Genomic DNA, 22,533 nt, shown 5'->3' with positions numbered 1-22,533 from the left:
AAAATGAATTTATACGGAAAATCCATTTAAATCAATTGTTTGCGATAGACGCCTGTGCGCCGCTGAAGCGCATTGGCGGCCCCGACTTGCGTCAGCGGGGGCGACCTTGGCGCCTCACTTGCCCCAGCTGTCCTTCAACCCGCTGGTGCGGTTGAACACCACACGCCCGTCGGCGCCGGGCTTGCGGTCCGCCGCGAAGTAGCCCAGGCGCTCGAACTGGTAGCTGGCGCCGGGGACTGCGCCCTGCAGCCCGGGTTCGATGAAGCCCGAAGCGATCTGCAGGCTGCCGGGGTTCAGTTCTTCGGTCACGTTCTCGGCCGCGCCGGGCTGCTCGGTGGCGAACAGGCGCTCGTACAGGCGGAACTCGGCCGGCACGGCGTCGTGCGCGCCCACCCAGCCGATCACGCCCTTGACCTTCACGCTGTCGGCGCCGGGGGTGCCGCTCTTGGTGTCGGGCAGCACTTCGGCCAGCACCTTGGTGACCTGGCCGTTCGCGTCCTGCTCGAAGCCGGTGCACTGCACCACATAACCGTACTTGAGCCGCACCTTGTTGCCCGCGATGTCCTGCTTGCTGGCGTTGACGTGCGGCGGGAACAGGCGGCGGTAGCCCTTCTCGGGCACGGCCTGGAAGTCCTCGCGCTCGATCCACAAGGTCTTGCCGAAGGTGAAGTGGCGCTGGCCGGCGGCCTCGTCGTGCGGATTGACGGGGGCGTGGCAGGGCTCCAGGTGGCCGGCGCCCATGGCGCTGTCCCAGTTGGTGATCTCCAGCGCGAGCGGATCCAGCACGGCCAAGGCACGCGGCGCCACGGGGTCCAGCGTGTCGCGCAGCGCGGCTTCCAGCGCGGCGTACTCGGTCCAGCCGCCGCCGGTCTTGGTGGTGCCGCTGCGTTCGCAGAAAAGCTTCAGCGCCTCGGGCGTGTAGCCGCGCCGGCGCAGGCCCGCCAGCGTGGGCATGCGCGGGTCGTCCCAGCCGTCCACATGGCCTTCTTCCACCAGCTGGCGCAGCTTGCGCTTGCTGGTGATCACGTGCGTGACGTTCAGGCGCGCGAACTCATGCTGGCGCGGCGGCGGCGCCACCAGCAGGCCGCCTTCGCACAGCCGCGCCATCAGCCAGTCGTAGAAGGGCCGCTGGTCCTCGAACTCCAGCGTGCAGATCGAGTGCGTGATCTGCTCCAGCGCGTCCTCGATGGGGTGCGCGAAGGTGTACATCGGGTAGATGCACCAGGCGTCGCCCGTGTTGTGGTGGGTGGCGCGGCGGATGCGGTAGAGGGTCGGGTCCCGCATGTTGATGTTCGGACTGGCCATGTCGATCTTCGCGCGCAGCACGGCGGCGCCGTCGGCCAGTTCGCCGTTCTTCATCTGGCGCAGGCGAAGGAGGTTCTCTTCGGGCGTGCGGCCGCGGAAGGGGCTGTCGGTGCCGGGCCTGCCGAAATCGCCCCGCATGGCGCGCATCTGTTCGGGCGTCTGCTCGTCCACGTAGGCGTGGCCGGCCGTCACCAGGTACTCGGCCGCGCGGTACATGAAGTCGAAGTAGTTGCTCGCGAAATACTCGTGCGCCTGCATGCGCGGCGTGGCGCAGGCCGAGCTTTCGGGCGCACGGGCGTCGGGCAGTTCGGTGTCGTAGCCCAGCCAGGCGACCATCTCACGGATGGAATCGACGTATTCCTGCTCTTCCTTTTCGGGGTTGGTGTCGTCAAAGCGCAGATGGCAGACGCCGCCGTATTCCCGGGCCAGCTCGAAGTTCAGCCAGATGCTCTTGGCATGGCCGATGTGCAGGTAGCCGTTGGGTTCGGGCGGGAAGCGGGTGCGGATGCGCGCGGGGTCGGCCATGCCGGCCTGGTGATGGGCGCCGTCGCCGGGCGAGCCGCCCCAGCGGCGGCTGGCGTAGGTGCCCTGGGCCAGGTCGTTTTCGATGATGTGGCGCAGGAAGTTGCTGGGTGCAGCAGGCGCGGCCTTGTCGCTCGAAGGGCCGCTGTTGTCGGAGGAGGGGGAGCTCATGCGGGAATTCTAGGCGGCGCTCCCCAGCGCATGCAGGGGCCGCGCCTGCGCAGGCCCGGCCCCGTGGATCGTGGAATAAACCACGGACCCTTTACGTTTGGCTACCAACTTAACCGATCGGGAGGCAACCGATTTACCTCTGAGGCGTTCAATACACACACAGGCCTGCTGCGACCGCCCGGTGCGCAGGCCGAACCCGATCTTTCTGGAGACCCATCATGAGCCTCTCGACTTCTTCCTTCTTCAAGTGGGCAGCCGCCGCAGCCCTGGGCGCCTCGGCGCTGGTTGCGGCCAACACGGCCCAGGCTCAGGTGAGCTGGTCCGTGGGTGTGCATGCCCCGGGTGTCTCGGTGGGCGTGGCCAACCCGGCACCCGTTTATTACGCCCCGGCACCGGTCTACTACGCGCCCCCGCCCGTGTACTACCGCCCGCCGCCGCCGGTCTACCGCCCGGCCCCGGTGTATTACGGCCCGCCGCCGGTCTACTACGGCCCGCCGCGCTACTACGGGCCGCGCCATCACCATCATCGCCACCACGGCCGGGGCCACTGGCGCTGAGCCACGCGCCAGGCCCAGCCGGCGCCGCCCCCACCCCGTCAAGAAGCCGCCCGACCGGGCGGCTTCTTTTTGTTGTTGCTGCGCCCTACATCGCGCGAAACAGGTGCGCGTAGAGCCGGCTCACGGGCAGGCGCTCGGCGGCGGGGCGGCCGCGCAGCTGCAGGTGCAGGCGGCCGGCCTCGTCGCGCAGCACGGCTTCGATGGCATCGGCGCGCACCACGGTGCCGCGGTGCACCTGCCAGAAGCGCTGGGCGTCCAGCTGCGGCAGCAGTTGCTTGAGCGGCGTGCGGATCAGGTGTTCCTGCGTGGCCGTGAGCACGCGCACGTACTTGTCGGCCGCCTCGAAGTACAGCACCTCGTCGACGGGCACCATGCGCAGCGTCTGGCCGCCGGCATCGCTGGCGGTGATGAAGCGAAGCGGCGCCGCGGCGCTGCCTGGCGCGGCGCCGCCGGCCGCGGCCAGCAGGGCGCGCCACTGGGCCAGCATGGGCTCCGGCGCAGGCTCATTCGCGGCCTCTCGCGCCGCCAGCGCCTGCTTCAGCCGGGCCACCGTGCGCCGTAGGCGTTCGGGCTGCACGGGTTTGAGCACATAGTCCAGGGCCTGGGCGTCGAAGGCGCGCACCGCGTATTCGTCGTAGGCGGTCACGAAGACCAGCAGCGGCAAGGGGCCGTGGCTGTCGGGCCAGGCGTCGGCCAGTTCGGCTGCGGCGGCCAGGCCGTCCTGGCCCGGCATGCGGATGTCCAGGAACAGCAGCGCAGGCGCAAGGCGCAGGGCCTCGCGCACGGCGCTGCGGCCGTCGCCGGCCACGGCCAGCACCTGCAGCTCGGGCCAGGCCTGGGCCAGTTCCTGCTGCAGGGCCTGCGCCAGCAGGGCTTCGTCTTCGGCGATGAGGGCGGTGGGCGTCATGGGTACGGCTGCCACAGTGTCAGAGGGGAAGGCAGATCAGCGCGCAGGTGCCGCCGCCCGGCTCGGGCGTGAGGCGCAGCGAGGCGCGCTCGCCATGCAGCGTCTGCAAACGCTCGCGCACCTGGCTCAGGCCGAAGCCGCCGCCCTCGCGCGCGGGCCCTGGGCCATCGGCTGGCAGGCCGGCGCCGCTGTCTGTCACGCGCAGCAGCAGCCAGTCGCCATCGGCGCGCGACTCGCGCCGCGCCGACACGCGCAGCGTGCCGCCTTCCACCTGCGGCTCCAGCCCGTGGCGGATGGCGTTCTCGACCAGCGGCTGCAGCAGCAGCGGGGGCACGGCCACGCCGCGCAGGGCCTCGGGCAGGTCCAGTTCGCTGCGCAGGCGCGGGCCCATGCGCACGGCCATCAGCGCCAGGTAGTCGGCCAGCCGCGCGAACTCGTCTTCCAGCGGATGCTGCGTGGCGCGCGCACCGCCCAATGTGGCGCGCAGGTAGCCGTTGAGGCGGTCGAGCATGGCCACGGCGCGCGGCGGGTCCAGCGTGATCAGCGCGCGCAGGTTGGCCAGGGTGTTGAAGAGCATGTGCGGCTCGAGTTGCGCTTCGAGCAGCTTGAGCCTGGCTTCGCTGGCATCGCGCTCTGCCGCGGCGATCTCGGCGGCCATGGCGGCGGCCTTGCCGCGCGCATGGAAGTAGAAGCTGGCCGCGGCGCCGGCCGCGATGGTGATCAGCAGCGTGAGCCACGGATCGCGCCCGTGCGTGGCAGGCGGCGTGCCGCGCAGCCAGTTGGCCAGCGGATCACCCAGCAGGAAGCCGGCGCTGATGCCCACGGCCGTGAGCAGCAGCCCGCGCCAGCCCTTGGGCCAGCCATGGCCGCCGTCGAGGGCGCGGTGGCAATGCCTGGCCGGCACGAGGTAGCGCCCGGCTTCGATCACGGCCCAGGTGAGCAGCCCGATGCACAGCGAGCCGGCCAGGTGGTGCAGGTAGTCGCGCTCGGGCCAGATCTGCCGGGTGAAGGCGGCCACCAGCGCGCAGAAGGCCGCCACCTGCGCCGCATGCCGCAGGGCCGAGCGCCAGGCGGGGGCGAGCGTCATGGCCGTGCGTCGGTGCCGCCGCGGGCCATGCGCACCGCCCCGAGCTGCTCGGTGAAGTAGTCGCTGATGCGCTCGAACACGGCCGGCAGCGTGCTGCGGTCGAAGCCGGGCGGGTCGGCCAGCAGGCGCGCCAGCTGGCCGCTCAGGCCCGGTGCGGCGGGCGACAGCGTGGAGCCGTGGCCGCCGTCGCGCATGTCCACCAGGATCGGGCAGCGCGCGGCGCAGGCGGCGTGCACGGCATCGCTGTGCCAGCGGGGGCGCAGCCAGGCGTCGTGCTCGGCGCGCACCAGCGCAAAGGGCACGCGCGGGCGGGCCAGCGATGCCATGTCGAAGGGGGCCGCCATGGGCACGGCGGCCACCACGGCGGCGATGCGCGGCTCCTGCCACTCGCGCCAGGCCGTGTCGTCCCCCAGGCGGGCGTGGATCACGCGCCGCGCCAGCGCGATCCTGGCGCCGTCCAGCGGGCCGCCGCTCAGTTCCATGCTCAGGCCCACGCAGGCGGCGAAGTCCTGCTCGATGTGGGCTTCGCAATGGCGGGCCAGCTGCGCGGGCGACCAGCGTCCGCCGGCCAGCACCAGCGCCGTCAGGCCGCCGGCCGACATGCCGTACATGCCCACGCGCCGCAGGTCCAGCTGCAGCGGTGCAAAGCGCAGGTCGGCGGCCACGCGGTCGATGGCCTGCGAGACCTCCTGGGGCCGCCGCGCCCAGCTCACGGGCCCGACGTCGCCCGTGTTCTCGAAGTTGTCGCCGGCATGCAGGGGCATGGCGACCGTGAAGCCGGCCGCCACCAGCGTCTGTGCCAGGTCGAAGTGCGGCCACACCGAGCCGCCCGAGCCATGCGAAAGCACCACCAGCCGGTGGTTGCCGCCCGCCGGCGGCGCGTCGGGCGTGGCCCGCAGCGTGAAAGGGCCGCGCTGCAGCGTCTGCGCCGGCGCCTGGGTGGGATAGACCACGGTGAGCGGGCCGCGGCCTTCGGTGGCCGGCAGCACGATCAGCCCGGTGGTGGCCTGGGCGCCCAGGCCGCCGAGCAGGGCGGCCAGCCCGAGCAGGCGGCGGGCGATGCGGGGCAGGCGCAGCAAGGGCATCGCGCAGCCCCTCAGCCGATCAACTGGTAGGGGCCGCCGCGCTCCAGCGCGCGGTGGTAGGCCGGCCGCGCATGGATGCGCTCCAGCCAGGCCATCAGGTGCGGGCGGCGCTCGTTCAGTCCGCTGCGGGCCTTGGCGGCTTCGACCGGGAAGCTCATCTGGATGTCGGCGGCCGTGAATTCGTCGCCCGCGAACCACTCGCGCTGCGACAGCTCGCTTTCCATGAAATTCAGGTGCTGCGAGATCTGCGGCTGGATGAAGGCCGCCTTGGCCTTGGCCGAGATGCCGCGCGCGATGGGCCTGGCGAAGAAAGGCATCTTCGCCTTCTCGATCTGGTCGAAGACCAGCTTGAGCAGCAGCGGCGGCATGGCCGAGCCCTCGGCGTAGTGCAGCCAGTAGCGGTACTGCACGGCTGCGTCGCTGCCGGCCGGCGGGGCCAGGCGGCCGTTGCCGAAGCGCTCGGTCAGCGTCTCCAGAATGGCGCCCGACTCGGCCAGCGTCAGCCCGTCCACCGTGACCACGGGCGACTTGCCCAGCGGATGCACCTGGCGCAGTTCCCTGGGCGCCAGCAGCGTCCTGGGGTCGCGCTGGTAATGAACGATCTCGTAAGGCAGCGACAGCTCTTCGAGCAGCCACAGCACGCGCTGCGAGCGGGAGTTGTTCAGGTGGTGGACGGTGATCATGGGAAGCGATTGTGAGCCTGTCTCATTGCGTGCCTTCGCGTTCCAGGCGCTCGCGTTCGCGCGCCACCAGCTGGCGCATCAGGCTGCTGCCAGGCATCAGCGCCCACACGGCCGCGCCATGGGCCAGCAGGCCCAGGCCCCAGCCCAGCGCGGGGTACAGCGCCCAGTGACGGCCCTGCGACCAGGACAGCAGCAGCAGGCCGGCGTTCACGCACAGGTAGACGGCCGCATGAAGGTACCAGCCGATCTTGGCGCCGGCGCGGCGGCGCGCGAGGGCGTCCAGCCGGTCGGGGGAGAGCTTGTGCGAGGACGGTTGCGAAAGCGAGGTGGCGTTCATGACAGATCTCCTGTTGGGGTTGGATTCAGGGGGATTCCTCAGGCAGACAGGCTGCCCGCAGGGACGGTGGTGGTGCGGCTGCGGCGCACCAGCCGCCACAGCCGCAGCGCGCGTCCGGCGAACAGGCCGCTGAACAGGCCGTAGAGCGTGCTGATGCCCAGCGCGAAGGTGGCGTGCCGTGCGTAGCCGGGGTGCAGGGCCAGCAGCACGCCCACGCCGTACTTGGTCAGAAAGATGCCCATGATGAGCAGCAGCGGCACCCAGGAGCCGGGCAGCTGCACACGGCGCGTGGCGGCGTCGTAGCGCACCTGCTCATGCAGCGGGCGGCGCTGCACGGCCTGCGCCACTGCAGCAGCGGCCAGGGCCCAGCACAGCAGGCCGCCTAGGCCGGCGGGCGAATGGCCAAAGGCCGTGACCACGCCATAGACGGCCAGCATCACCATCGCGACCGGCATGGCCGTCACGCGCCACAGCGGCATGGCGCTGGCGCTCAACTGGCGCGTGCCAAGCCAGAGCAGGGCGGCGAACAGCACGAACACCCATGCGGGCGTGTGCAGGAGGATCTGGATCAGCATGGCGGGCCTTTTTGACGTTGGAGCTGGTACGCGGTGCGATGAGCGGACTGTGCCGGCCGACCCTGCCCCCCGCCAGCGCGCTGCGACGAAATGCGTGCAGCCGGCGTGAACGGCATCTGGTCTGGCGCGAAAGGGCGGCTTGATCCTTTACCGGCCCTTTACTTCCATCCACACAGGTTCGCTACGATTTGTTGCTCCACTGACAGGAATCCGGGCTTTGAACCCGGTGCAGACCTAGTTATTCGCCCTCATGGACCAGCCCTCCAATCCGCCGTCCGCCCAGGACCCGTCCCAGTCCCCCGCGCCCGCGCCCGCGGCCATGCTTCCGGCGCTGCCACCCGCACGCCCGCCTTCACGGCGGCGCCTCTGGGTAGGTGCCCTGGTTGTGATCGTGCTGTTGGCCGCGCTGGGCGGCCTGGGCTGGTGGCTGGCCAAGCGGCCTTCGGGCGGCCAGAGCGGCATGTTCCCGCCCGGCGGGCCCGGTGCCTTCACCGTCACGGTCGGTCATGCCACCGTGCAGCCGGCCGATCTGCCCGTCACGCTGGACGCGCTGGGCACCGTCACCCCGCTGGTCACCGTGACGCTCACGCCGCAGGTGGGCGGGGTGCTGACCGAGGTGCTGTTCCAGGAGGGGCAGGACGTCAAAAAGGGCCAGCTGCTGGCCCGCATCGACCCGCGCGCCTATGAGCAGGCGCTGATGCAGGCGCAGGGCACGCGGGCGCGCGACGAGGCGCAGCTCGATGCGGCCCGCGTCACGCTGGCGCGCTACCGCACGCTGCTGGGGCAGGACTCCATCGCGCGCCAGGAGGTGGACACCCAGGCCGCGCTGGTCAAGCAGCTCGAAGCAGCCGTGCTGGGCGACAAGGCGGCCGAGGCCGCAGCGCGGCTGAACCTGGAGCACACGCGCCTGGTCTCGCCGGTCACGGGCCGCATCGGCCTGCGCACCGTGGACCCGGGCAACATGGTCACGGCCAACTCCAGCACCGGCATTGCCACCATCACGCAGATGAACCCCATCGACGTGGAGTTCTCGGTGCCGCAGGACCGCGTGCCGGATATTCAGGGCCAGGTGCAGGCTCAGGCCGCGCTGAAGGTGGACGCCATGGACCGCACGCGCACCCAGGTGCTGGACAGCGGCCGGTTCCTCACGCTCAACAACGTCATCGACACCACCACCGGCACCGTCAAGGCCAAGGCGCGTTTCGGCAACGACAAGGGCTCGCTGTTCCCGAACCAGTTCGTCAACGTGCGGCTGACGCTGCGCACCGACCGCGCGCTGGTGGTGCCCGTGACGGCCGTGCGCACCGGCCCGCAGGGGCCTTTCGTCTACGTGATTGGCGAAGACAGCCGGGTGGCGATGCGGCCGGTCAAGCGCGGGGAATCGACGGTGCAGGTGGTGGCCATTACCGAGGGCCTGAAGGAGGGCGAACGCGTGGTGACCGAAGGCGGCGACCGGCTCAGCGACGGCTCCCTGGTGCAGCTGCAGGGCGCTGCGCCGCCGGCGCCGCGCGCCAACCGCCCGCGCGGCCAGGGCGAGCGCCGCGGCCCGCCGGGCGAGGGCGGCCAGCGTGGCCCGCGCCAGGGTGGCGGAGGCCGGCCCTGAGAAAGGCTGCTGGCGCATGAGTCCCTCCCGCCCCTTCATCGAGCGGCCGGTCGCCACCGCGCTGCTCATGCTCGCCATCGTGCTCACCGGCCTGGTGGGCCTGCGCTTCCTGCCGCTGGCGGCGCTGCCGCAGGTGGACTACCCCACCATCCAGGTGCAGACGCTGTACCCCGGTGCCAGCCCCGATGTGATGAGCCGCACCGTGAGCGCGCCGCTGGAGCGCCAGTTCGGCCAGATGGCCGGCCTGAACCGCATGAGTTCCACCAGCGCGGCCGGCGTCTCGCTGGTCACCCTGCAGTTCGACCTGGACCAGACGCTGGACGTGGCCGAACAGCAGGTGCAGGCCGCCATCAACGCGGGCGGCTCCTTCCTGCCGGCCGACCTGCCGGCGCCGCCCGTGTACGCCAAGGTCAACCCGGCCGATGCGCCCATCCTCTCGCTGGCCATCAGCTCCGACGCGCTGCCGCTGACCGAGGTGCAGAACATCGTCAACACGCGGCTGGCGCAGAAGATCAGCCAGGTCAGCGGCGTGGGCCTGGTCACGCTCTGGGGCGGCCAGCGGCCGGCCGTGCGCATCCAGGCCAATGTCAATGCGCTGGCCTCGGCCGGCATCGGGCTGGACACCTTGCGCAGCACCATCAGCGCGGCCAACGCCAGCGGCGCCAAGGGCAGCTTCGACGGGCCGGCGCGCGCCTACACCATCAATTCCAACGACCAGCTGCAGACCGCCGCCGACTACATGGGCCTGATCGTGGCCTGGAAGAACGGCGCGCCGGTGCGCATGAGCGACGTGGCCAAGGTCACGCAGAGCGCCGAGAACAAGCAGTTGGGCGCCTGGGCTGCGCTCAAGGACGAGGCTGCAACGCAGGCCAACGGCGCAGGTGATGGAAGCTTGCGTCCAGCGGTCATCCTCAACGTGCAGCGCCAGCCCGGCGCCAACGTGATCTCCACGGTCGACGCCATCATGAAGCAGCTGCCCGAGCTGCAGGCCCAGCTGCCGGGCAATGTGCGCGTGGAGCAGCTGTCGGACCGCACGCAGGGCATCCGCGGCTCGGTGCACCACGTGCAGATGGAGCTGGTGCTGGCCGTGGTGCTGGTGGTGCTGGTGATCTTCGCCTTCCTGCACAACCTGCGCGCCACGGTCATCGCCAGCATCGCGGTGCCCATTTCGCTGATCGGCTCCTGCGGCCTGATGTACCTGCTGGGCTATTCGCTCAACAACCTGAGCCTGATGGCGCTGACCATTGCCACGGGCTTCGTGGTCGATGACGCGATCGTGATGATCGAGAACATCGCGCGCTACCTCGAAGAGGGCGAAACGCCCTTTGCCGCGGCCGTCAAGGGCGCCACGCAGATCGGCTTCACCATCATCTCGCTGACGGTCTCGCTGATCGCGGTGCTGATCCCGCTGCTGTTCATGCAGGACGTGGTGGGCCGCCTGTTCCGCGAGTTCGCGGTCACGCTGGCCATCACCATCCTGATCTCGGCCGTGGTCTCGCTGACCCTGGTGCCGATGATGTCGGCGCGCTGGCTCAGGCCCGAGAGCGAAACGCGCAGCCGCTTTGGTGATGCGGTGCAGCGCTTTTTTGATCGAGTGATCCACGGCTACGACCGCCAGTTGCAATGGGTGCTCAAGCACCAGCCGCTGACGCTGGTGGTGGCGCTGGCCACGCTGGCGCTCACGGCGCTGCTGTACCTGGTCATTCCCAAGGGCCTGTTCCCCACGCAGGACACCGGCCAGCTGCGCGCGCGCGTCGAGGCCGCCCAGGATGTTTCCTACACCCGCATGGCCGAGCTGCAGCAGCGCGCGGCCAACGCGGTGCTGGCCGATCCGGACGTGCGCAGCATCAGCTCGGTGGTGGGCGTGGACGCGGCCAACAACAGCATGCTCAACACGGGCACCCTGCTGATCAACCTGCGCGCCGGCCGCGACGACCAGGACGAAGTGATGCAGCGGCTGCGCGATCGCGTGGCGGCCGAGGTGGCCGGTGTGCAGATCTACCTGCAACCCACGCAGGACCTGACCATCGACGCCGAAAACGGCCCGACCGAGTTCCGCCTCTCGCTCGAAGGCGGCGACACGGCCACCGTGAACGGCTGGGCCGCCAAGCTGGTGGCCCGCCTGCAGCAGGACGAGAAGGTGCGCAACGCCACCACCGATGCGGGCGCGCAGGGCCTGGCGGCCTTCGTGGACATCGACCGCAACACGGCCTCGCGCCTGTCGGTCACGGCCAGCACGGTGGACGACGCGCTGTACTCCGCCTTCGGCCAGCGCATCGTCTCGACCATCTTCACCGAGACCAACCAGTACCGCGTGATCCTCGAGGCCGACCGCGAGGGCCTGGAATCGCCCAAGGGCCTGGGCACCCTGCCGCTGCGCACGGGCGGCGGCGCCACCACGCCGCTGTCGGCCTTTGCCACGGTGCGCGAGCAGCAGGCGCCGCTGCAGGTCACGCGCGTGGCGCAGTACCCGGCGGCCACGGTGGGTTTCGACACGCCGCCCGGCCTGGCCCTGGGCAAGACGGTGGCGGCCATCCGCGCCGCGGCGCAGGAGATCGGCATGCCCGCGAGCGTGCGCATGACCTTCCTGGGCGCGGCGGGCGCTTATGAGAAGTCCTTGAGCAACCAGCTGTGGCTGATCCTCGCGGCGCTGGTGTGCGTGTACATCGTGCTGGGCGTGCTGTACGAAAGCTATGTGCACCCGATGACCATCCTGTCCACCTTGCCCTCGGCGGGCGTGGGCGCGCTGCTGGCGCTGATGATCGCGGGCCACGACCTGGGCGTGATCGGGATCATCGGCATCATCCTGCTGATCGGCATCGTCAAGAAGAACGCGATCATGATGATCGACTTCGCCATCGACGCCGAGCGGCGCGAGGGCAAGACGCCGCTGCAGGCCATCCACCAGGCCGCGCTGCTGCGCTTTCGGCCCATCCTGATGACCACGCTGGCGGCCCTGTTTGCCGCGCTGCCGCTGATGTTCGGCTGGGGCGATGGCGCCGAGCTGCGCCGCCCGCTGGGCCTGGCCATCTTCGGCGGGCTGGTGCTGTCGCAGGTGCTGACCCTGTTCACCACGCCGGTGATCTACCTGGCGTTTGACCGGCTGGGCCGGCGCTTTGCGGCGCGCGCATGAACCTCTCGCGCCCCTTCGTCCAAAGACCCATCGCCACCGTGCTGCTGACGGTGGGGCTGGCGCTGGCCGGGATCATGGCCTTCTTCGTGCTGCCGGTGTCGCCGCTGCCGCAGGTGGACTACCCGGTGATCTCGGTGTCGGCCAGCCTGTCGGGCGCCAGCCCCAGCACCATGGCCAGCAGCGTGGCCACGCCGCTGGAGCGGCGCCTGGGCGTGATCCCGGGCGTCAACGAGATGACCTCGACCAGCTCCACGGGCTCCGCGCGCGTGACGCTGCAGTTCGACCTGAACCGCGACATCGACGCGGCCGCGCGCGAAGTGCAGGCCGCCATCAACGCCGCGCGCGCCGACCTGCCGGCCACCTTGCGCAGCAACCCGACCTACCGCAAGGCCAACCCGTCCGCGTCGCCGGTCATCATCCTCGCGCTCACTTCCAAGACGCGCACGCCGGGCCAGATCTACGACGCCGTCTCCAACGTCGTGAGCCAGCGCCTGTCGCAGGTCGAAGGCGTGGGCGACGTGGAGATCGGCGGCGCCTCGCTGCCGGCGGTGCGCGTGGAGCTGGAGCCGTACTCGCTCAACCGCTTGGGCATCAGCACCGAGGACGTGCGCGCCGCCATCCAGGCCAACAACGCCAACCGGCCCAAGGGCGTGATCGAGAGCGAGGACCGGCGGCTGCAGATCTACACGCCACAGCCGGGCCTGCGCGCGGCCGACTACCGGCACCTGGTGATTGCCTGGCGCAATGGCGCGGCCGTGCGCCTGTCGGACGTGGCCGAGGTCATCGACAGCGTGGAGAACACGCGCACCATCGGCCTGTTCAACGGCCAGCCCGCCATCATCGTGCTGGTCACGCAGGAGGCCGGCGCCAACATCATCGAAACCGTGGACGGCGTGCGCAAGCTGCTGCCCGAGCTGTCGGCCCAGCTGCCGCAGGATATTCAAGTGCAGGTGGCGTCGGACCGCACCAACTCCATCCGCGGCTCGCTGCGCGAGGTGGAGTTCACGCTCATGCTTTCGGTGGTGCTGGTGGTCTTCGTGGTGGGCGTGTTCCTGCGCCGCGCGCGGGCCACCGTCATCCCGGCCATCGCCACGGTGGTCTCGCTGCTGGCCACCTTCGGCGTCATGCACCTGCTGGGCTTCTCGCTCAACAACCTGAGCCTGATGGCGCTGACGGTGGCGGCGGGCTTCGTGGTGGACGACGCCATCGTGGTGCTCGAGAACACGCAGCGCCACATCGAGGCCGGCATGGACCGCATGGCCGCGGCGCTGCAGGGCGCGCGCGAGGTGGGCTTCACCGTGCTGTCCATCAGCCTGTCGCTGGTGGCCGTGTTCATTCCCCTGCTGTTCATGGGCGGGCAGGCCGGCCGCCTGTTCAAGGAGTTCGCCGTCACGCTGTCGGCCGCGGTGATGATCTCGCTGGTCATCTCGCTGACCACCACGCCCATGCTGTGCGCCACCTTGCTGCGGGCCGAATCGCACTATCGCCATCGCCCGCCGGGGCGGCTGTCGCGCGGCTTCGAGCGCGTGTGGCAATGGGGCCTGCGCGGCTATGCGCACGTGCTGGACTGGGCCCTTTCAGCCAAGCTTCTGGTGATGCTGTCGCTGGTGGCCGTGGTGGCGCTAAACGCCTGGCTGTTCATGCATGTGCCCAAGGGCTACTTCCCGCAGCAGGACAACGGCCAGCTCAATGCCGGCCTGCGCGCCGACCAGAGCATCTCCTCGGTCGCGTTCACGGCCAAGCTCAAGCAGGCGGTGGACATCATCCATGCCGACCCGGCCGTGGACACGGTGGTGGGCTTTGCAGGCGGCTCGCGCGCGGGCGGCGGCTTCATGTTCGTGAACCTCAAGCCCGTGGGCCAGCGCGACAGCACCCAGGCCGTGGTCGACCGCCTGCGGCCCAAGCTCAACCAGCTCACGGGGCTGCGCGTGTTCCTGGGCCGCGTGCAGGAGCTGCGCATGGGCGGGCGCCAGAGCAACTCCAGCTACCAGTACACGCTGCGCAGCGACAAGGCCGAGGACCTGCGCACCTGGGCCGCACGGCTGACGGCGCGGCTGCAGGAGATCCCGCAGCTGACCGACGTGGACGGCGAGACCGGCAACGACAACGGCGTCGAGACCTTCGTGCAGGTGGACCGCGCGGCCGCCGCGCGCCTGGGCGTGGACACCACGGCGCTCAACAGCGCGCTGTACAACGCCTACGGCCAGCGCTCGGTCGCCACCATCTACAACGACCTGAACCAGTACGCCGTGATCATGGAGTGGGCGCCGCGCTTCCAGACCTCGCCGCTGGCGCTCAAGGACCTGTACGTCCCGTCCAAGCTCAACACCTCGACAGACGCGAGCGGGCGCAGCGTCACCAGCTCCATCGAGAACAACACCGACGCGAGCACCGGCACCTCCACCGTCAGCTCGGCCAACCCCGGCCAGCGCAGCGCCTCCACGGGCCAGGCGCTGGCCACGGACACCACGGCCATGGTACCGCTGTCGGCCTTCGCGCGGCTGGCCGAGCGGCCGGTGCCCAGTTCGGTGAGCCACGAAGGCGGCGAGCTGGCGAGCACGGTTTCGTTCTCGCTGGCCGAAGGCGTGCCGCTGGCCGAGGGGCAGCGGCTGGTCAAGCAGGCCGAGCAGGAAATCGGCATGCCGATCAACGTGCGCGGCGGCTTCTCGGGCACGGCGGCGGCGGCGCAGCAGGCCAATTCGCAGCAGCTGCTGCTGATCTTCGCGGCCATCGTGGTCATCTACATCGTGCTGGGCATCCTCTACGAAAGCCTGGTGCATCCGATCACCGTGCTCAGCACCTTGCCTTCGGCCGGCGTGGGCGCCGTGCTGGCGCTGATGCTGTTCAACATGGAGCTGAGCATCATGGCGCTGATCGGCCTGTTCCTTCTGATCGGCATCGTCAAGAAGAACGCCATCATGATCATCGACTTCGCGCTCGAAGCCGAGCGCTCGCGCGGCCTCACGGCCGTGCAGGCCGTGCGCGAGGCCAGCCTGCTGCGCCTGCGCCCCATCCTCATGACCACGCTGGCGGCGGCCCTGGGCGCGCTGCCGCTGGCCATCGGCTTCGGCCAGGGCGGCGAGCTGCGCCAGCCCCTGGGCGTGACCATCATCGGCGGGCTGCTGGTGAGCCAGTTGCTCACGCTGGTCACGGTGCCCGTGGTCTACGTGCTGATGGACAAGCTGCGCCACCGCCCCGCCAACGAACGCGAGCTTGCGCGCAACGCGGGCAGCCCCACTTTCTGATCGCCATGATTGCTTCGCCGTCCCACCTCTTCCCCTTTGCTGCTGCACCGCAGCCGCGCCGCCGCGCGCTGCTGGCCCTGGCCGCTGCCACCGTGCTCAGCGGCTGCGCGCTGAGCCCGCCGCACGCGGCCCCCGAATCCGCGCAGCCCTCTGCCTGGAAGGAGGCCCCGGCCGTCGATGGCTGGATGCCTGCCGTGCCCGGCGACACGCTGGCCGCCGGCGAATGGTGGAAGCGCTTTGGCGATCCGGTGCTCGACGAGCTGGCCGGCCGCGTGCAGGTCTCCAACCAGAACATCGCCGCGGCCGTGGCCAGCTACAACCAGGCCCAGGCCCTGGTGCGCGAACAGCGCGCGCAGCTTTTTCCCACCGTCTCGCTCGACGGCAGCGGGCGCCGCAGCGGCAATGTGCGCGGGGCCAGCAATGCCGCCAGCAGCTATTCGGCCACCCTGGGCGCCGACTGGTCGGTGGACCTCTGGGGCCGGCTGCGCGAGGCCGGCACCAGCGCCCAGGCTGGCGCGCAGGCCAGCGAAGCCGACCTGGCCGCCGCGCGCCTGTCGGCCATCGGCGACCTGGCCACCAACTACCTTACGCTGCGCGAGACCGACGCCGAGATCGCGTTGCTGGCGCAGAGCATCGAGGGCTACGAGCGCGCCCTGACCATCACGCGCAACCGCTACGAGGCCGGCATCGCGGGCCAGACCGACGTGCTGCAGGCCCGGACGCAGCTGCTGAGCGCGCAGGCCGAGCTGGTGGGCCTGCAGCGCAATCGCGCCGTGCTCGAACATGCGGTAGCCGTGCTGGTGGGCGCCGCGCCGGCCGACTTCAAGCTGGCGGTCGCGCCCTGGCGCCCCGTGGTGCCCACGGTGCCGCTGTCGGTGCCCTCGCAACTGCTGCAGCGCCGCCCCGACATCGCCGCGGCTGAGCGCGACGTGGCTTCGGCCAATGCGCAGATCGGCATCGCGCGTGCGGCCTACTTCCCCACCCTGAACCTGTCGGCCTCGGTGGGCAGCAGCACCAGCCGCGTGGGTGATCTGTTCAACGCCTCGAACATGCTGTGGGCGCTGGGCCTGTCGGCCGCGCAGACGCTGTTCGATGCCGGCGCCACGGGTGCGCGCGTGGACAGCGCGCGCGCCGCCCACGAAGCCGCGGTGGCCCGCTATCGCCAGGGCGTGCTCACGGCCTTCCAGAACGTCGAGGACCAGCTCAGCGCCGCCGCCGCGCTGGCCGAACAGGCCGGCCTGCGGCGCGAGGCCTCGGAAGCCGCCGACCGCACCGAACAGCAGCAGCTCAACCGCTACCGCGCCGCGCAGGTCAGCTACACCGAAGTCGTGAGCGCCCAGGCCTCGGCGCTGAGCGCACGCCGCGCGCTGGCGCAGGTGCAGCTGTCGCGCCAGACCGTGGCCGTGGGCCTGATCCAGGCCATGGGGGGCGGGTGGGAAGCGCCGTGGCTGGGCAGCGGCGGCGGCACCAGCCGGCCCTGAGGCGGCTCGGCGTCAGCCGCCGCGCGCGCAGGCCACCGCCTGCCTGAAGCCGGCCTGCGCGCGCAGGTCATGGAAGTTCGGCGGATTGCCCTCGGTCTCGTGCACTTCGGCGCGGTGGCCGGCGCGCTGCAGGGCATCGGCAAAAGCCTTCTGCAGCACGAAGGGCGTGACCTTGTCGCGCGCATCGCCCATCACGTGCACGATGCGGCGCGGGTCCTGCACCACACCCTCCACATGGGCCAGCGGGTCGTACATCCCGCGCGCCAGCACCTCGCCGCGCGCCACCGAAGGCGCCGGGCCGCCTGCGATGCGGTTCAGGCGCCAGCGCTCGAGGTAGTCGTAGGCGGCCGAAGTCAGCACCGCGCAGCCCACGTCGCGGCGGCCCAGCGTGAGCATGGCCGCGGCGGCCGTGGCGCCGCCACTGTGGCCCCACAGCACCAGGCGGCCGATGCCGTGGCGCTGGCGCAGCAGGTTCAGCCCGGCATCCAGCGGCACGAACTCCTCGGCCAGCCGCCGTCGCAGCCGGTGGTCGCCCGATGAGCCATAGGTGCCCGGCCGCGCCAGCATGAGCACGGGCACGCCGGCCTGGCGCGACAGGCGTTCCATGCGCGCGGTCTGGGCCTGCTCGGTGTTGTCCTGGATCTGATCGGGCGGCAGGTGCAGGAGCCGGTCGCGATCGCCCGTGAGGTACACGATGACCGTGGGCGCGCCCTCCAGCGCGGCGGCGGGCGCGAAGTAGCGCAGGCAGGCCGCGCCGCCGGGCAACTGCGGCAGCCACAGGTAGCCGCGCGCATCGGGGCATTCGGCGCGCTGCGCGGGCTGGCTCCAGGCCAGCGGCGCGCCGGGGGGCTGCAGGGCCTGCGCAACGCTTGAAGCCAGGCCCGCAAGCAGCAGTGCGGCGATGCGGGCCTGCCTGTGCATCCGTCCCTCAGGCCGTGGGCTGTGGGTGCTCATGCATGGACTGGGCGCCATTGCACAGGCGTTGCAACAACGCAAAGACCTCGCCAAAGTCCGAGTCGCGGCGCGAGCCCTTGATCAGAAGCGCATCGCCGTCCTGCAGATGGGTGTGCAAGTAGTGCGCCATGGCTTCGGCGCTTTCGAAATGAGGGCCGAGGCGTTCGGCCGGCAACTGCTCGCGCAGGTGCAGCATCTCCTGGCCATGCGTGAGCACCTGCTCGATGCCATGGGCCAACAGCGGTGCGGCGAGACTGCGGTGCAGCTCGGGCGCCATCTCGCCCAGATGCACGATTCGCCCGAGCGCGGCCCAGCGGCGTCGGCTGGGCTTGAGCGCGAGGACGCCGAAGGCATGAACCATCGAGGCGATCTCGGCGTTCCAGCTGTCGTCCAGCACATCGGCCTGGCGCTGACCCCAGGCCAGTCTGTGCCATTGCAGCCGGCCCAGCGCTGGTGGCAGCGTGCCCAGCTGTGCCAGGCCCGCCTGCACATCGCGGCCCAGGGCATGCAGCACAGCGGCCACGGCCAGCGCGTTGTGGACCATGCCCTCGCCGGGCAGAGGCACGCGAAAGCGGATGCTTTGTGCGCCGATCTGCACCTGCACCCAGGAGCCATCGGCGTCGGCCTGCAGGTCCGTCAGGCGCACTTCGCAACTTGCGCTGCGGCCATAGACGATGCTGCGCCTGGCATGCTGCCGCGCCTGTGCGCGCACGCTGTCCAGGTGGGGCAGGTGTTCGCCGAACACCGCCACCGCCGCGCCTTCCAGGCCATCGAACACACGGCTCTTCCACCGGGCCACGTCCTCGGTGGAGCGCACCTGCTGCTGGGTCTGCGAGTGGGCGATGGCGGTGATGACGGCGATGGTGGGACGCAGCTGGCGCGTGATGGGACCGCGCTTCATCCACAAAGCGCTTTGCGCAACCTCGATCACCGCGGCCTCATGTTCGGGCGAGAGGCTGGCCAGGGTGGCGGGCGCACCCACGCGCGAGTTGTAGTTGTCGATGCTGCTCAGCACCCGCTGCGGCCCGCCCAGCGCCTGCACCAGCATGCCCAGTGTGGTGGACTTGCCCACTGTGCCGGTGATGGCGATGAGCTCGCCGCGGTAGCGTGCGCGCGCTGCCAGGCCCAGCTCGATCACGGCCTGGATCGGGTCCGGCACCTGCAATACGGGCAGCGTGGGCGATAGCCCTGGCACCCGCCTGGAGACGATGGCGCCCGCAATGTGCGGCTGCAGTCCGGGCAGCAGCTCGTGCCGGTCCTGCAGGCGCGCCCGTGGCCGCGTGTTCTGTTCGTGGTGGTCCCGCTGCTTGTTGTCGTTGCCCACGAAGAGCACCGGCGCGTCGCGCATCGCGACATGGTTGGCGCCCAGGGCCACCGAACGAACGAACCAGCCCGGCGGCGGCGCCACCAGCCATTGGCCGCCTGTGATGCCAGCCAGTTGCGCCGCGTCCCATGTCTGCCCGGGCACGCTGCGCAGCAAATCTGCGTCGAAGTCGGTGCGGTAGCTTGGCACGTCGGGCGGTGCTGGGGCAGGCACCCCAACTTCCTGCATCTGCGGCTGGCCCGGAATCGCGACCTCGATGAATCGCTCCAGATCGTGCGCGAACACGCGCTCCAGGCCCTGCACCAGCGCCACCTGCAGTTGCAGGCGGCCGTTGCGGATCGCGCCCAGCGGCGGCGGGCGCAGGGGGCAGAAGTCCTGGACGATCCGGCCCGGCTGCCAGCGGTGGGTGGGCCAGAGCCAGTCGCAGGGGTCGTGGTCCATGCCCAGGCCCCAGGGCTCGCGCGGCTCGCTGCCAAGTGGCATGGCGCGGATGTCCAGCCGCAGGTCCTGCGGCACGGGCGCGTCGCAGTCCCAGTAGCTGCGCACCCAGGGGCTGCGGCGCTGCGTCAGCGGCGCGGCGGGCTCCACGCGGATGCCCAGCAGGCGCAGCGGCCCCAGTCGCAGCGGCTGGGCCAGGCGGGCATCGGCGGGCACTTCGTCGACCTGCGCATCGGCCGGCATGGGCAATGGCGCGCGGATGGCGTTGAGGTCGAACGGCGGCGGGGCGGGCAGGGCGGCGGCCCTGGCGCGTTGCGGATGCGGCGCGCGCGCGGGCGGCGCGAGTTCGAGCGCGGCCGTGCCGTCGCTGCGCAGCACCAGCGGCGTGCCCATGTCCGCGCACAGCTCGGCATAGCGGCGTGCGGCAGCGCTGCGCGCCGCGCCGGCCAGCTCCACGCTCTGGCCGCGGCCCACCTGCACGGGCACCAGCACCACGCGCTCCACGCCATTCGCGCTGATCTCCAGCTCGAACACGCCGCCGCGGCCGCCGTCGTGCCGGCGGGCGTCGAAGAGCAGGTCGCCCGCGTCGTAGAGGATGGGCCGGCCCTGGTGCGTGTCCAGGCCCTGCAGGCGGTGGGCCGAGGCGCCCAGCACCGCGTCGGCACCGGCCTCGATCAGCACCCGGCCCAGCGCGACCTGCGCGGGGCTGGGCTGCGTGGCCTGGTTGTCGCCCCAGTGCACCGCCACCAGCACCACATCGGCTCGCGCGCGCGCACTGGCGATGCGCGGGGCCAGCGTTTCGGTCCAGGCCGCGAGGTCCTGCAAAGGCAGATGCGCGCAGCCCGGTGTGTCAGGGCCGGCGGCGAAGCGGGGCTGCGTGCTGTCGATGGCGAACAGCGCCACGGTCAGCGGCCCGGCCGCGGCGAAGGCGGGCTCCAGGGCCTGCTGGGTAGTGAGCCCGCTGCCGGCCTGCGCGATGCCCGCGCGCTGCAGCCACTGCAGGTGCTCGCGCACGGCCTCGGGGCCGTAGTCGCCCGAATGGTTGTTGGCCGTGCTGACCATCTGCACGCCCGCGTGCGCCAGCACTTCGAGCATGGCGGGCCGGGCGCGGAAGTAGTAGGGCCCGCCTTCGCCCTTGGCCACGCCGCGTTCGCCGCCGGTGGCGACCACGCATTCGAGGTTCACGATGCTCAGGTTGGCCCGGCCGATGGCGCGCACCGGTGCCAGCACGCGCGCCAGTCCCAGGCGTTCGGCGATGTGGTGCTGGCGCCGGCCCAGGTTCACGTCGCCGCCCCACAGCACCACCGGGCCCTTGCGCGGCGCATCGGGTGCGCGGGCCGGGCCTTCGCGGTACTGCAGGTAGGCGATCAGGCCCGAGAGGTAGTGCTCCACGTCGTCGATGCGCACGCGCCAGCTGTGGTGGCGGATGAAGAAGCTGCCCTCGATGCGCGCCGGGTTCTTGAAGAACATGGCCAGCTCGGGCCAGAAATGGCCGCTGAGCAGGTAGCGCGCGCGGTACTCCAGCGCGCGGTGGAACTTGTCGAGGTCGAAGCCTTCGAGCAGCGGCGCGTGCGTGGAGTCGGCGCGCAGCCGCACGATCATGCGTTCGGCCGCGCACATCAGCTCCAGCAAGGTGGGGAAGGTGGTGATGCGGCCCAGCACGAAGTCCAGGTGGCCGCGCACGTTGTCCAGCCCGAAGCGGTAGTAGCGCGCCTGCGGGCTGTACAGCGTCAGTTCGTTGACGCAGTAGCTCAGCCAGTGGTCATGCGCGCGCCAGTGTTCGGCCACGATGAAATGGTCAAAAGCCTTTTCCACCGCCGCCAGGTGGCGTGCGTCGCGCGTCAGGCCGTACAGCCGCATCAGGCCGAAGGCCGCTTCGCCGTCGTAGTAGATGATGCGCTGCGCCTGCTTGACGCTCAGTTGCGGGTAGTTGAGCACATGCACGAAGGCGCCGGTTTCGGGGTTCTGCATGTGCAGCACGCCGCGCGCCAGCTGCGCCAGCAGCGGCAGGTAGTCGCTGCGGCCCGTGAGCTGGGCATGCTTGGAAAAGGCCAGCAGGCACACGGCGTTGCCGCCCAGCTTGATCTCGTCGCCCACGTCCACCAGGAAGGCCGCGGTGTCGCCGTCGGGCAGCGCCAGCGGGCGGATGGCCTGCGTGGCCAGCCAGTGCAGCGCGCGCTCGATGGCCTCGCCCTGCGCCGCGTCGCGGGTCAGTTCCCAGGCCTCGAGCAGCGAATAGGTGGAGCTGGCATGGCGCAGCGTGTTGTAGGTGGGGATGGGCCGGTCGAAACACGGGAACCAGCCGTAGTGGTATTGGCCCGAGGCCTGCACCTGGCGGCCCAGATAGTCGGCGCTGCGCGAGATGACCTCGCGCACGCCGCGCGGCCCCCAGTGCGGCAGCTGGCGGTAGCCGCTCTGGCGGCCTTCATGCTCGATGACGTGCTCGGCTTCGCCGTCGCTGAAGACGGCGCGGGTGTCGAAGAGCCAAACCGGCGCATCGGCGCTTTGCGGCCACTGCAGCTCGCGGCCGAAGCGCAGCCGGCTGTAGGCGCGCAGGTTGGCGGCGTTGGGGGTGCTGGCCTGATGCGCGTTGTCATACAGGATGGCGTTGGCGCCCAGTTCCTGTTCGAGCAGCGCGTGCTCGAAGCCGGCGTCGAAGGCGATGCCCGAGCGCAGGTAGTTGCGCTTGACCTGGCCGAGCAGCGCCTGCAGCTCGGCCCAGGTCATCGCGCGCACCTGGGCCACACGGTCGATGCGCAGCCAGACGGGGGGCGCCGACAAGGCCGCAGCAGCGCCTTGCAGTCGCGCCTGGGCCGTGGCCCAGGCGGCATCGAAGCCAGGTGCGGTGACACACAAAACTTGCGCGCGCGCGCCGCCGTGGCCCAGGCTCAGGAAGAGCACGCAGGGCGGTGTCGTTTCCAGCCCTGCCGGGGATAGGGCGGCAAGCTGGGCCCGGGCCAGCGGCTCAAGCCGCGCCAGCAGGGCCTGCGCGGCCAGTTCAGGCGTGGGCGCGGAGGGCGAAGACGGCGGGGCGGGGGGCGTGGAGTCCTTCATGCCGGAGGGTCGGGGGCAAGGAATGAATGTCACTACATTGTGAATTCATCCTGCCGCCACCGGCAAAAAGGC

The 22,533-nt window shown here is 70.9% G+C and carries 14 protein-coding genes; 5 read left to right on the top strand and 9 right to left on the bottom strand.

All coding sequences use genetic code 11. The features are described 5' to 3' along the window. Nucleotides 1–114 precede the first annotated feature (114 nt). A complete protein-coding gene (locus PGB34_RS00575; protein ID WP_271426124.1) occupies nt 115–1,998 on the bottom strand; it encodes a glutamine--tRNA ligase/YqeY domain fusion protein in 1,884 nt (627 codons plus the stop codon). Between the two features lie 218 nt (nt 1,999–2,216). Between PGB34_RS00575 and PGB34_RS00570 the strand changes: the two genes are divergently transcribed. Beyond that, a complete protein-coding gene (locus PGB34_RS00570) occupies nt 2,217–2,555 on the top strand; it encodes a hypothetical protein (protein ID WP_271426123.1) in 339 nt (112 codons plus the stop codon). An 85-nt stretch (nt 2,556–2,640) separates the two neighbouring features. On the opposite strand, the gene PGB34_RS00565 is transcribed toward PGB34_RS00570, so the two are convergent. Genes PGB34_RS00565 through PGB34_RS00540 form a run of 6 tightly spaced genes read right to left on the bottom strand, consistent with a single transcriptional unit; the run spans nt 2,641 to nt 7,373 of the window. Beyond that, nucleotides 2,641–3,462: a LytR/AlgR family response regulator transcription factor gene (locus PGB34_RS00565; RefSeq protein ID WP_271426122.1), complete on the bottom strand. Its 822-nt coding sequence runs from the start codon at nt 3,460–3,462 to the stop codon at nt 2,641–2,643. 19 nt (nt 3,463–3,481) lie between these two features. Beyond that, a complete protein-coding gene (locus tag PGB34_RS00560) occupies nt 3,482–4,549 on the bottom strand; it encodes a sensor histidine kinase (RefSeq protein ID WP_271426121.1) in 1,068 nt (355 codons plus the stop codon). After that, complete coding sequence (locus PGB34_RS00555) at nt 4,546–5,634, bottom strand: alpha/beta hydrolase family protein (RefSeq protein ID WP_271426120.1); 1,089 nt, start codon at nt 5,632–5,634, stop codon at nt 4,546–4,548. The genes PGB34_RS00560 and PGB34_RS00555 overlap by 4 nt, the downstream gene beginning before the upstream one ends. 11 nt (nt 5,635–5,645) lie before the next feature. Further along, nucleotides 5,646–6,317, bottom strand: coding sequence for a glutathione S-transferase (locus PGB34_RS00550; RefSeq protein WP_271426119.1), 672 nt, complete (start codon nt 6,315–6,317; stop codon nt 5,646–5,648). A gap of 22 nt (nt 6,318–6,339) precedes the next feature. Beyond that, the gene (locus tag PGB34_RS00545; protein ID WP_271426118.1) at nt 6,340–6,654 is read right to left on the bottom strand and encodes a 2TM domain-containing protein; all 315 of its coding nucleotides are present in this window, start codon (nt 6,652–6,654) and stop codon (nt 6,340–6,342) included. Between the two features lie 38 nt (nt 6,655–6,692). Continuing rightward, on the bottom strand, nt 6,693–7,373 hold the full coding sequence (locus PGB34_RS00540) for a DUF6622 family protein (protein WP_333909009.1): 681 nt from the start codon (nt 7,371–7,373) through the stop codon (nt 6,693–6,695). Nucleotides 7,374–7,614: 241 nt separating this feature from the next. On the opposite strand from PGB34_RS00540, the gene PGB34_RS00535 reads away from it, so the two are divergent. The 4 genes from PGB34_RS00535 to PGB34_RS00520 are packed head-to-tail and all read left to right on the top strand — an operon-like array spanning nt 7,615 to nt 16,691. Further along, entirely contained in the window at nt 7,615–8,832 is a 1,218-nt protein-coding gene (locus PGB34_RS00535; protein ID WP_271426116.1) for an efflux RND transporter periplasmic adaptor subunit, read from the top strand. A 16-nt stretch (nt 8,833–8,848) separates the two neighbouring features. Beyond that, nucleotides 8,849–11,965, top strand: coding sequence for an efflux RND transporter permease subunit (locus PGB34_RS00530; RefSeq protein WP_271426115.1), 3,117 nt, complete (start codon nt 8,849–8,851; stop codon nt 11,963–11,965). After that, nucleotides 11,962–15,210 (top strand): efflux RND transporter permease subunit, encoded by a 3,249-nt coding sequence (locus tag PGB34_RS00525; protein WP_271426114.1) that lies wholly within the window; start codon nt 11,962–11,964, stop codon nt 15,208–15,210. Before PGB34_RS00530 ends, PGB34_RS00525 begins: the two co-directional genes overlap by 4 nt. 5 nt (nt 15,211–15,215) lie before the next feature. Further along, on the top strand, nt 15,216–16,691 hold the full coding sequence (locus PGB34_RS00520) for an efflux transporter outer membrane subunit (protein WP_271426113.1): 1,476 nt from the start codon (nt 15,216–15,218) through the stop codon (nt 16,689–16,691). A gap of 12 nt (nt 16,692–16,703) precedes the next feature. Here the strand turns inward: PGB34_RS00520 and PGB34_RS00515 are convergent, their stop codons facing one another. Further along, nucleotides 16,704–17,612, bottom strand: a complete 909-nt coding sequence (locus PGB34_RS00515) for an alpha/beta hydrolase family protein (RefSeq protein WP_271426112.1) — start codon at nt 17,610–17,612, stop codon at nt 16,704–16,706. A 7-nt stretch (nt 17,613–17,619) separates the two neighbouring features. After that, nucleotides 17,620–22,461 (bottom strand): CapA family protein, encoded by a 4,842-nt coding sequence (locus PGB34_RS00510; protein WP_271426111.1) that lies wholly within the window; start codon nt 22,459–22,461, stop codon nt 17,620–17,622. Nucleotides 22,462–22,533 lie beyond the last annotated feature (72 nt).

The organism is Xenophilus arseniciresistens, from assembly GCF_028023875.1.
Taxonomy (GTDB): domain Bacteria; phylum Pseudomonadota; class Gammaproteobacteria; order Burkholderiales; family Burkholderiaceae_C; genus Xenophilus; species Xenophilus arseniciresistens.
This window is presented reverse-complemented; position numbering and strand designations above follow the sequence as displayed.

Coding starts and splice junctions, on each gene's coding strand:
- PGB34_RS00525 (WP_271426114.1), top strand. CDS start 11,962: ATGAACCTCTCGCGCCCCTTCGTCCAAAGACCCATCGCCACCGTGCTG.
- PGB34_RS00550 (WP_271426119.1), bottom strand. CDS start 6,317: ATGATCACCGTCCACCACCTGAACAACTCCCGCTCGCAGCGCGTGCTG.
- PGB34_RS00520 (WP_271426113.1), top strand. CDS start 15,216: ATGATTGCTTCGCCGTCCCACCTCTTCCCCTTTGCTGCTGCACCGCAG.
- PGB34_RS00510 (WP_271426111.1), bottom strand. CDS start 22,461: ATGAAGGACTCCACGCCCCCCGCCCCGCCGTCTTCGCCCTCCGCGCCC.
- PGB34_RS00530 (WP_271426115.1), top strand. CDS start 8,849: ATGAGTCCCTCCCGCCCCTTCATCGAGCGGCCGGTCGCCACCGCGCTG.
- PGB34_RS00560 (WP_271426121.1), bottom strand. CDS start 4,549: ATGACGCTCGCCCCCGCCTGGCGCTCGGCCCTGCGGCATGCGGCGCAG.
- PGB34_RS00570 (WP_271426123.1), top strand. CDS start 2,217: ATGAGCCTCTCGACTTCTTCCTTCTTCAAGTGGGCAGCCGCCGCAGCC.
- PGB34_RS00515 (WP_271426112.1), bottom strand. CDS start 17,612: ATGCACAGGCAGGCCCGCATCGCCGCACTGCTGCTTGCGGGCCTGGCT.
- PGB34_RS00565 (WP_271426122.1), bottom strand. CDS start 3,462: ATGACGCCCACCGCCCTCATCGCCGAAGACGAAGCCCTGCTGGCGCAG.
- PGB34_RS00575 (WP_271426124.1), bottom strand. CDS start 1,998: ATGAGCTCCCCCTCCTCCGACAACAGCGGCCCTTCGAGCGACAAGGCC.
- PGB34_RS00555 (WP_271426120.1), bottom strand. CDS start 5,634: ATGCCCTTGCTGCGCCTGCCCCGCATCGCCCGCCGCCTGCTCGGGCTG.
- PGB34_RS00545 (WP_271426118.1), bottom strand. CDS start 6,654: ATGAACGCCACCTCGCTTTCGCAACCGTCCTCGCACAAGCTCTCCCCC.